Origin of the sequence: Oscillibacter sp. (genome assembly GCF_032060045.1) — a bacterium.
Taxonomy (GTDB): Bacteria; Bacillota; Clostridia; order Oscillospirales; family Oscillospiraceae; genus Oscillibacter.
This window is the reverse complement of sequence record NZ_DAMBZJ010000011.1, coordinates 63,861-74,151: the sequence shown is the minus strand read 5'-3', so window position 1 is coordinate 74,151 and position 10,291 is coordinate 63,861. Positions and strand designations below refer to the sequence as shown.

Here is a 10,291-nt window from a genome sequence, read left to right as displayed (position 1 = left end):
GCCGATGTGCCTCAATACACCGGTCCGGAAGGACCGCCCGCCCTTGCAGGGTGGCTTTAACAACATGGAGAAAGAGAGTATTCAATGGAAGAAAACATGCACAAACCCGCCGAAAACAAAATGGGCGTTATGCCTGTCCGCAAACTAGTATTCAATATGTCCCTGCCCATGATGATTTCCATGCTGGTGCAGGCGCTGTACAACGTGGTGGACGCCTTTTTTGTGGCCCGCGTGTCGGAGAACGCGTTTACCGCCGTGTCTTTGGCCTTCCCGATTCAGATACTGATGATCGCGGTATCCACCGGCACGGCAGTGGGTATCAACGCGCTGCTGAGCCGGGCGCTGGGTGCGGGAGATTTAAAACGAGTGGAAAAGGTGGCATTGAACGGCGTGTTCCTCGCGGCGGTCAGCTCTCTTCTGTTCATTTTCATCGGAGCTTTTGGCTCCGCACCCTTTTTCCGATCCCAGACCGACGTGGAGGAGATTGTCACCGGCGGGATTTCCTATCTCACCATCTGCGCCTGCGGGTCCTTCAGCTTGTTTTTTGGCATCACCTTTGAGCGGCTGCTCCAGTCTACGGGCCGGACGCTTTACACAATGTATACGCAGGGGCTGGGAGCCATCATCAACATTATTCTGGACCCCATTTTGATCTTTGGCCTGCTGGGCGCGCCCCGGATGGGTGTGACGGGTGCTGCGGTGGCAACGGTCATCGGCCAGTTGTGCGGCATGACGCTGTCTTTGTACTTCTGCCTGACGAAAAATCCGGAGGTACCTCTGCGGTTTAAGGGCTTTCGCCCCAGTGGCGAACTGATTCGGGACATCTATCTCATCGGCGTGCCCTCCATCATTATGCAGGCCATCGGCTCTGTCATGGTGTATGGGATAAATCGCATTCTGATTCCCTTTACCACCACCGCTGCCTCCGTGTTCGGCGCATACTTTAAGCTTCAGAGCTTTATATTTATGCCGGTGTTCGGACTGAACAACGGTATAATTCCCATTGTGGCTTATAACTACGGCGCGCAAAACAAACGCCGCATTCTCCAAGCGTTTAAGGTGAGCCTTATCACGGCAGCGTGCATCATGGCGGCGGGAACGCTACTGTTCTGGCTGGTTCCTGAAGATTTGCTGGGCCTGTTTGACGCATCGGATGAAATGCTGTCCATCGGTACGCCTGCGCTGCGGATTATCAGCCTTTCTTTCCCCATGGCTGCCGTGGGGATCGCTTGCAGCGGAATGTTTCAGGCCCTGGGCAACAGCTTTCTCAGTATGTTCGTTTCCCTTACCCGCCAACTCGTCCTGCTGCTTCCCGCGGCATGGATGCTGAGCCTGCAAGGAGAGCTGGAGCTGATCTGGTGGGCCTTCCCCATCGCCGAGATATCTTCATTTGTTCTGTCCCTTGCGTTTTTCCGCTGGACCTATCACAAGCACATTGCGTCTCTTCCCGACAAGCATATATAAAGGATAAAAAAGCGAGCCTGAATGCCGGGAAGTCCCAAGGATACATTGTGAATCCATCTAATAGCAACCTGAATACGGAAAAAGCGCCTTATTCCCAACGAGCATTTTGGGAATGAGGCGCTTTTAATTAAATGATCGTTATTTGCTTCTTTTCGACAGGTTAAAAAGTCATAAACTAGGACTTTGTCTGTACATTAAAAGTTCAACAACGAACTCTGTCTGGCCTATGGCCAGCCTGCATTGGTGCGTTATCACAAGGGGCAGAGGAAAAACCAGGGCGGACAGCCGATACTGTCCGCCCCATCACAGGGATTTATACCGGGTTCATTTTTGTTACTATGATACCCTGCCAAACGGGTACCTTTTTTAGTCCTTTAAAAATGCCTGCGGGTCCACCGCATCTCCGTTCTTTTCCACCGCAAAGTGCAAATGAGCGGGCAGAGCAGCTTCGGCAATGGCCGTGGAACCAACCGCACCGATAATCTGCCCGGCCGAAACTGTATCTCCGACCTTAACAGCCGGGACAGTCTGCAAATTGGCGTAGGTGGTCACGTAGCCACCGTCGTGTTCGATTACCACGGTGGTTCCCATTAGGGAATTGTCCTCAACAGTGGTTACCTTTCCGGCACAGGCGGCCATCACCTGAGTTCCCACCTCTGCAGCCAGATCCACCCCCGCGTGGGTCCGCCAGTCGCCCATGGTTGCATCATAACTCAACGCATCCACACTGAAGGCCGACACCACCGCCCCCCGCAAAGGCCAGACAATGAGACTGGGGGCCGTGGGCTTCACTGGCGTATCGTCCACCTTTACCGAGGGCATCTGCACAGGGGCTTGCACCGCAACCCCCTGATCCGGCACCTTCAGCGTCTCCGGCTCCAGGATGTCCAGCGACGGCCCGTTGGGGTCCAGATCATCAAAGAGGTCTGCGTCCGGCGCGGCGGTGGACACATCCGGATCCTCCTTCGCCGTGTTGCCGCCATGGAATAAAATCGCATAGCCCGAAGCTCCCACAATCGCCAAGCTCAGGAGCAGGACTATGTAGAAGCCTGCTCCGCCCAGCACCGTTTTCGGCATATTGGGTTTGTTCATAGAAAACCGTCCTTTCCATTGGTTTATCCGCAGTATGTCCAAAGAAAGGAAAAACTATACACAAACGCCGGGCCGAAAAAATTTTCGGCCCGGCGTTTTTTCATTATTTTATAATCAGCGTCTTGCCCGTCATCTCCTCGGGACAAGCAAGGCCTATCACATCCAGAATCGTGGGGGCAATGTCCGCCAGCTTCCCGCCACGGCGCAGCTCGCTGCCCGCGCCACAGAGAATGAAGGGAACCGGATTGGTCGTGTGGGCGGTGAAGGGGCTGCCGTCCGGCTGCTCCAGCTCCTCCGCGTTGCCGTGGTCGGCGGTAATCATGGCGATGCCGCCCATCTTCAGCGTGGCGTTGACCACCTTGCCTACGCATTCGTCCACAGTCTCCACGGCCTTCACCGCCGCGTCAAGCACGCCGGTGTGGCCCACCATGTCACAGTTGGCAAAGTTCAGAACAATGACGTCGTACGCCCCGGACTCAATGCGCTCCACGCACTTCTCGCAGACCTCTGCGGCGCTCATCTCCGGCTGAAGGTCATAGGTGGGCACCTTCGGAGAAGCCACCAGCACCCGGTCCTCCCCGGGGAACACCGTCTCGGTCCCGCCGTTGAAGAAGAAAGTCACATGGGCGTATTTCTCCGTCTCTGCAATGCGAAGCTGGGTCATCCCCAGCGTGCTGAGATACTCTCCCAGCCCGTTACGCACGCTCAGCCGGGGAAACGCCACTTCCACGTTGGGCATGGAGGCGTCGTACTCGGTGGTGCACACGAAGGTGACGGGGAAATACTGATGGGTAAAGCCGTCAAACGCGGGATCCACCAGTGCGCGGGTCAACTCCCGCGCCCGGTCAGGGCGGTAGTTGAAGAAAATCACGCTGTCGTTGTCGCCCACGGTGCCCGCCTCATCGCAGACCACAGGCTCAACAAATTCGTCGGTCACATTTTTTTCATAGGAGTCCCGCACCGCGGCCACGGCGTCGGGATTGGTCTCCACGCCCTCGCCGTATACCATGGCGTCATACGCCCGCTCCAGCCGATCCCAGCGTTTGTCCCGGTCCATGGCATAATAGCGGCCCATCACAGTGGCAATTTTTCCAACGCCAAGCTGGCTGCATTTTTCCACAGTTCGGGCCACAAACTCAGCGCCCGACTGGGGAGAGGTGTCCCGTCCGTCCAAAAACGCGTGGATATAGACCTTTTCAAGGCCCTGATCCTTCGCAAGCTTCAAAAGGGCAAAGAGATGGTCGATGTGGGAATGCACGCCGCCATCGGACAAAAGGCCCATCAGGTGCAAAGCCGTGCCCTTTTCGATGCAGGCATTCATTGCGTGTAGATAGGCGGGATTTTCAAAAAACGAGCCGTCAGCCACGGCGTTGTTCAGCCGGGGCAGGTCCTGAAACACCACCCGGCCGCCGCCGATATTGGTGTGGCCCACCTCGCTGTTGCCCATCTGCCCGACGGGCAGACCCACGTCCAGCCCGGAGGCGGAGAGGGTGGTATGGGGAAATTCCTTAAAAAACTGATCGAGGTTGGGCGTTTTCGCTGCCCGCACCGCGTTTCCCCGCTGACTGTCGGACAGGCCGTAGCCATCCATAATAATCAGCGTTGTGGGAGTTTTATTCATAAAAGTACCTCTTTCTGACTCAACCGATGGTTCCGGACCCTGGCCCGGCCACATAAGGGACGCGCCCCGCATCCCCGCCGAAACATTCCGGCAGAGGAATGCGCAGTGCCGCTCAATCTTGATTGGCTGCGTTGACAATCTCCACAAACTGCTCCGGTTTCAGAGACGCGCCGCCGATCAGCCCGCCGTCGATATCCGGTTGGGCCAGCAGCTCCGCCGCGTTCTGGGGGGTCATGGATCCGCCGTATTGAATGGTGACGGACCGGGCAACCCGCGCCCCGTACAGCGCGCGAATGGTGGCGCGGATATTGCTGCACACCTCGCCCGCCTGCTCGGCTGTGGCGGTTTTTCCGGTGCCAATGGCCCAGATCGGCTCGTAGGCCACAATGCACCGGCGCAGCTTGTCGGCGGGGACTCCGTGCAGTGCGCTCTTGACCTGAAGAGTCACCCATTCGCCCGTCACGCCCATCTCCCGCTGCTCCAGACTTTCGCCCACGCAGATAATGGGGCTCATGCCCTCAGCAAGCACGGCATGGACCTTTTTATTCACGCCCGCGTCCGTCTCGCCGAACAGTTCCCGTCGCTCACTGTGGCCCACAATCACATACTTTACGCCCAGATCCCTCAGCATACCGGCGGACATTTCCCCGGTGTAGGCACCTTTTTCTTCAAAATAGACGTTTTCCGCGCCCACGGAAATCCGTAGGTCCTTAAAAGGCCGCAGAAATGTTGCAGGCGGGGACGCAAATCAGCGTGTCGCACCACTTGGCTCTGGGCATAATTTTTTTCATTTCCTCGGCAAACTTTTTCGTCTCGGTGGCGGTCATGTTCATTTTCCAGTTGCCGGCGATTACGGTTTTACGGTAGCGACGATTCATAGCGATACTTCCTTTTCTGTATGTTTCGATTATTCCACAAACATGGGAAACGCCCGGCGGGGGAAAGGCAGCTTCAAGGCTGACGAAGAATCAGAGGAACCTGAGCCGGGCAACGAGGGGCCGACATTTATCTGTCTTGCAAGCAAGCCACGCCGGGCAACTCTTTACCCTCTAAAAATTCCAGAGAGGCTCCACCACCGGTGGAGATATGTGTAATTCTGTCGGCATAGCCCATCTGTTCCACCGCTGCGGCGCTGTCTCCACCGCCCACGATGCTTACCGCGCCGCTTTCCGCAATCGCCCGGGCCATGGCCCGGGTGCCGCCGGCAAAGGCGTCGAACTCAAATACGCCCATGGGGCCGTTCCACACGACAGTACCCGCCCCCTTCAGCACGCCGCAGAACAATTCCACGGTCTTCGGGCCGATATCAAGGCCCATCATATCCTCGGGAATGGCGTTGGCATCCATGGCAACGGGCTGCGCATCGGCGGAAAACGCTTTCGCAGCCAGCGTATCCGCCGGCAGGAGAAGCTTCACGCCCTTTTTCTGGGCTGCAGCCAGCGTCTCAAGCGCCAGCGCCTGCTTATCCTCTTCCAGAAGGGATGTTCCAATGGAGCCGCCCTGCGCCTTTATAAAGGTATAGGCCATGCCGCCACCGATGATCACGGTGTCGGCCTTGTTCAGAAGGTTTCCGATGACGTTGATTTTGTCGGAGACTTTTGCCCCACCCAAAACCGCCACAAAGGGCCGCTTGGGGTCATCCAGCGCCTTGCCCATCACCTCAAGCTCCCGTGCCACCAAGAACCCGGACACGGCGGGGAGAAACTCCGCTACGCCCACGGTGGAGGCGTGGGCCCGGTGAACGGAGCCAAACGCATCGGACACAAACAGCTCTGCCATAGAAGCCAGATCTTTTGCAAGCTGAGAGTCGTTTTTTGTCTCTCCTGGCTCAAACCGCGTGTTTTCCAGCAGCAACACCTCGCCGGGCTTCAGCGCTTCGGCCTTCGCCTTCGCGTCGGGGCCCACCGTGTCGGCGGCAAACAGCACTTCCTTGCCCAAAAGCTCCCCCAGCCGCTTTGCCACGGGAGCCAGGCTCAGTTCCATTTTTCGCTCGCCTTTGGGTTTTCCCATGTGAGAGCAGGCAATGACCGCCGCGCCGTTTTCAAGCAGATATTGAATGGTGGGCAACGCCGCCGTGATGCGCTTGTCGCTGGTGATAGCTCCGGTGGCTTTGTCCAGCGGCACGTTGAAATCGCACCGAAGTAAGACCTTTTTGCCTTCCACATTCACGTCCTTGACGGTTTTCTTATTGTAGTTCATAAAGCATCCTCCCTCTCAATGTCGGCCCGTCCAACCGAAGGGGCGCAAAGCCCCTTGGTCCGCAGGCGGCGTAAATCTACCGCCCTCACACGGGCAAAAACGCGCCAAAGCAGTCACCGTGCCATTTCGCCCTCTCCGGAAAGGCCCGAAAAGCCGGTTTGGCGCAGCGCTTCATACACGCACACCGCCACGGTATTGCTTAGATTCAGGCTTCGGGCCTCCTCCCGCATGGGAAGACGGATGCAGCGCGCGCGATGGGCCCTTCGAAATGCCTCCGGCAGGCCCGCTGTCTCCTTTCCGAAAAACAGCCAGCAGCCGTCTTGGAACTCCGCCTCGGCATAAGAGCGAGGCGCCTTTGTGGTGGTCAGCCAAATATCCTTCGCGTCAGGGTTACGGAGAAAAAAATCGTCCAGATTTTCGTAGTCAAAAACCTCCACCAGATGCCAGTAATCCAGCCCAGCCCGCTTCACGGCTTTGTCCGAGATGTCAAACCCCAGCGGGCGGATCAGGTGGAGCCGTGCGCCGGTTGCGGCGCAGGTGCGGGCCACATTTCCGCAATTTTGCGGAATCTCAGGTTCTACCAGAACCACATTGAGCATCGAATCCCTCCATTTGCATGAACGGGTCAATTGTAATCCATAACCCGCGCAAATTCAACCTCTTTATGGGAAAAAACCGATTTTTTAAAGAAAACCATTGCAATCCCATGAGATATTCTGCGAAATGCCGAAGTCACGGTGCGCCGCTTTAAAAATCTGTGAAATTTCAACATATTTTTTATAAAATGGTTGTTTTGCCGAAAGAGAACCAGAATTTTCTGAAACAATTTACCTACAAACACTGGATTTTCCTTAAATCTTTGCTATAATGTCTTTGCAACCAATTCTGCGGCAGAGGCCGCGGTGACCGGCGGGGCGCTTGCGTCGCCGGATTTTTCTCAGGGAGAGGATACCGATGGATCAAAAACGCGCAGTTATTTTCCTGACGGCTTCCCCAGATCCGGAGCAGAGAGAACCGCTGATGCTGAAAGACATTCTGTTTTGCCCCATCCTGTCTTGGGTGGCCCGCAAGCTGAAAGGCGACGGCGTGGAGCGGTTTTTTGTTGTCTGCGGGGCGGAGTATGCCGAAAAGGCCCGGGCCTGCTTCCCGCCGGAGGCGGATGTGGAACTGTCGGACGCGCACCCGCCCCTGCTGGACTTTGTGTCCGGCGCAGAGCGGGTGATCGTGGTGCCCCGGGCGGTGATTCCGTCGCTTCATGCAGGCGAGGGATACGTCTATTCTGCCGAGGGTTCCACTTTGGCAGAGGGCTGGAAATCGGCCGCCACCATTTTCTTGCAGAATGTGGACGGCGAGAAGGGCTGGATTGCCCTCAGCTCTGACGAGGACATTCAAAACGTGGAGCCGCACCTGCGGGAAGCGGTCGTAGGGCGACACCTTGCAAACGGTGTTCGGATGCTGGACCCCGCCGCCGTGTATATCGACCCCCGGGTGGAAATCGGCCGGGGGAGCTTCCTTCTGCCCGGAACCATTTTGCGGGGGAACACCGTCATCGGCCGCGACTGTGTCGTCGGCCCCAACTCCGTGGTGCGGGACTGCACCGTGGGGGACGGGACGGAGATCAATGCCTCTCAGATGTTTGAATCCTCCGTTGGCAGCGCAACCCATGTGGGGCCTTTTGCCTACGTCCGCCCCGGCTCCGCCATCGGAGATGGCGTGAAGGTGGGCGACTTTGTGGAGGTCAAAAATTCGGTCATCGGGGACGGGACAAAAATCTCCCATCTTACGTACGTGGGGGACAGCGACGTGGGCCAGCGGGTCAACTTCGGCTGTGGCACCATCACCACCAATTACGATGGGTTCCACAAATACCGCTGCACCATCGGGGACGATTCCTTTATCGGCTGCAACACCAATCTGGTGGCTCCGGTGCGCGTGGGAAAGGGAAGCTATATCGCGGCGGGCGCCACCATCACCAAGGACGTGCCGGACGACGCACTGGCTGTTGCCCGCGTACAACAGGAAAACAAGAACGGCTGGGCCGCCCGGCGGCGGAAAATGCACGGTAAATAAGCGTATAATTGGGTATAATTTTTTACAATATACTTACTACATAAGAAAGAGGGCGTTGTTATGATTTCTCACGGCAAGGACGTTAAAATTTTCTGCGGCAACTCCAATCCTCAGCTTGCGGCGGATATTTGCAAATTCATGGGGACGAAGCTTGGCGAGTCGGAGGTGGGTACCTTTTCCGACGGCGAAATTTTTGTCTCCCTGTATGAGACGGTCCGGGGCAGCGACGTGTTCGTGGTCCAGTCCACCTCTTCCCCCGTCAACAGCAATCTCATGGAGCTGCTCATTATGATCGACGCGCTCAAGCGCGCTTCCGCAGGGCGTATCACCGCCGTGATGCCTTACTATGGCTATGCCCGGCAGGATCGCAAGGCCAAGGCCCGGGACCCCATCACCGCCAAGCTGGTGGCCAATATGCTCACCGCCGCAGGCGCGGACCGGGTGCTGACCATGGACCTGCACGCCTCTCAGATTCAAGGCTTTTTTGACATCCCCGTGGACAATCTGGCAGGCAACCCCATTTTTGTGGATTACTACGCCAAGAAATTCGGTGCAAACTGCGAGAACATGATGGTGGTGTCTCCCGACGTTGGCAGCGTGGCCCGGGCCCGCGCCTTTGCCCAGAAGCTGCACATGAATCTGGCAATTGTGGATAAGCGCCGCCAGAAGGCCAATAGCTGCGAGGTGATGAACGTCATTGGGGACGTGCGGGGTATGGACTGCATTATTTACGACGATATGGTGGATACCGGCGGGTCCCTGTGCAACGCCGCCCAGGCGCTGATCGACGTAGGCGGCGCGAAGAGCGTGTGCGCCTGCGCCACCCACGGCGTTCTCTCCGGCCCCGCCATTGAGCGCATCAATCACAGCGTCATCTCCGAGGTGGCCTTCTTGGATACCATCGCTCCCATCGACGCGGGGAAATCCGAGCGGATCAAGTATCTCCCCGTGGCGCCCCTGTTTGCCGAGGCCATCGAGCGCATCTATCAGGAAGTCTCCATCTCCAAGCTGTTCCGCTGAGAAGAGCCGCGGCGAAACTGAATCCACAGGGCGGGGAGAGGTTCTTCCCGCCTTGTGTGCATTGAAGCCACAAAGCGCTTTGCGCGCCCCCTCTTTTTGGAAGCGGCCTTGCAGAAGGAAGGACGCCGACGTCCGGCGACTTGCTTTGGCAGAGCGTTAAAAGACGGATGGAGGCCTCCCAGTGGGGTAAATTCTAATACAAAGGGAAATGAAGCCATGTTGTTTGGAAATAAGTCCTCCGGGGCGGAGTGGATTTTGGCCGGTCTTGGAAACCCCGGCGAAAAATACGCCAAGACCCGGCACAATATGGGCTTTCTCACCGTGGACCTGCTGGCGGAGAAGCAGGGGGTTAAGTTGAACAAGGTGAAGTTTAAGTCCGCATACAATATTCTGCACTTCGGCGGGGCACGGGTTCTGGTGATGAAGCCCCAGACGTTTATGAACCTCTCTGGAGAAGCCGTGGGCGAGGCCGCCCGGTTTTATAAAATCCCCCCCGAGCGGGTGCTGGTGATTTACGACGACATATCTTTGCCTGTGGGGAAGCTGCGGGTGCGTCCCTCCGGCTCCGCCGGAGGACACAATGGCATCAAGAGCCTCATCGCCCATCTTGGAACCGACCAGTTCCCCCGGGTAAAAATCGGCGTGGGCGACCCCGGTGGGGCCCCGGGCGAGCGGGACATGATTGACTGGGTAATCGGCGTTCCCTCTCAAGCCGAGCGGAAAACTCTGCTGGAGGTGTTTGGTCGGGCCATTGACGCCGCTGAGTGCATCATCGGACAAGGGGACTGCCAGAAGGCCATGAATCTTTATAATTAAAGCTCCGGC

General features: G+C 57.2%; 8 protein-coding genes and 1 pseudogene. 4 read left to right on the top strand and 5 right to left on the bottom strand.

Features of this window, described 5'->3' with window-relative positions; genetic code table 11:
- The first annotated feature begins 84 nt into the window (after positions 1 to 84).
- Positions 85 to 1,464, top strand: a complete 1,380-nt coding sequence (locus tag RT018_RS06445) for an MATE family efflux transporter (protein ID WP_312940291.1) — start codon at positions 85 to 87, stop codon at positions 1,462 to 1,464.
- A gap of 366 nt (positions 1,465 to 1,830) precedes the next feature.
- On the opposite strand, the gene RT018_RS06440 is transcribed toward RT018_RS06445, so the two are convergent.
- From RT018_RS06440 to RT018_RS06420, 5 genes and pseudogenes are all read right to left on the bottom strand, one after another.
- A complete protein-coding gene (locus RT018_RS06440) occupies positions 1,831 to 2,556 on the bottom strand; it encodes a M23 family metallopeptidase (protein ID WP_312940289.1) in 726 nt (241 codons plus the stop codon).
- Between the two features lie 103 nt (positions 2,557 to 2,659).
- Complete coding sequence (gene gpmI, locus RT018_RS06435) at positions 2,660 to 4,177, bottom strand: 2,3-bisphosphoglycerate-independent phosphoglycerate mutase (RefSeq protein ID WP_312940286.1); 1,518 nt, start codon at positions 4,175 to 4,177, stop codon at positions 2,660 to 2,662.
- A gap of 112 nt (positions 4,178 to 4,289) precedes the next feature.
- A pseudogene (gene tpiA, locus RT018_RS06430) lies at positions 4,290 to 5,055 on the bottom strand (triose-phosphate isomerase).
- Positions 5,056 to 5,182: 127 nt separating this feature from the next.
- Positions 5,183 to 6,376 (bottom strand): phosphoglycerate kinase, encoded by a 1,194-nt coding sequence (locus RT018_RS06425; protein ID WP_312940284.1) that lies wholly within the window; start codon positions 6,374 to 6,376, stop codon positions 5,183 to 5,185.
- Between the two features lie 113 nt (positions 6,377 to 6,489).
- Complete coding sequence (locus tag RT018_RS06420; protein WP_312940282.1) at positions 6,490 to 6,975, bottom strand: tRNA (cytidine(34)-2'-O)-methyltransferase; 486 nt, start codon at positions 6,973 to 6,975, stop codon at positions 6,490 to 6,492.
- Positions 6,976 to 7,330: 355 nt separating this feature from the next.
- On the opposite strand from RT018_RS06420, the gene RT018_RS06415 reads away from it, so the two are divergent.
- From RT018_RS06415 to pth, 3 genes are all read left to right on the top strand, one after another.
- Complete coding sequence (locus RT018_RS06415) at positions 7,331 to 8,446, top strand: DapH/DapD/GlmU-related protein (protein WP_312940280.1); 1,116 nt, start codon at positions 7,331 to 7,333, stop codon at positions 8,444 to 8,446.
- A 60-nt stretch (positions 8,447 to 8,506) separates the two neighbouring features.
- The gene (locus tag RT018_RS06410) at positions 8,507 to 9,466 is read left to right on the top strand and encodes a ribose-phosphate pyrophosphokinase (protein ID WP_312940279.1); all 960 of its coding nucleotides are present in this window, start codon (positions 8,507 to 8,509) and stop codon (positions 9,464 to 9,466) included.
- A gap of 216 nt (positions 9,467 to 9,682) precedes the next feature.
- Entirely contained in the window at positions 9,683 to 10,282 is a 600-nt protein-coding gene (pth, locus tag RT018_RS06405) for an aminoacyl-tRNA hydrolase (RefSeq protein WP_312940277.1), read from the top strand.
- The last annotated feature ends 9 nt before the right edge of the window (positions 10,283 to 10,291 follow it).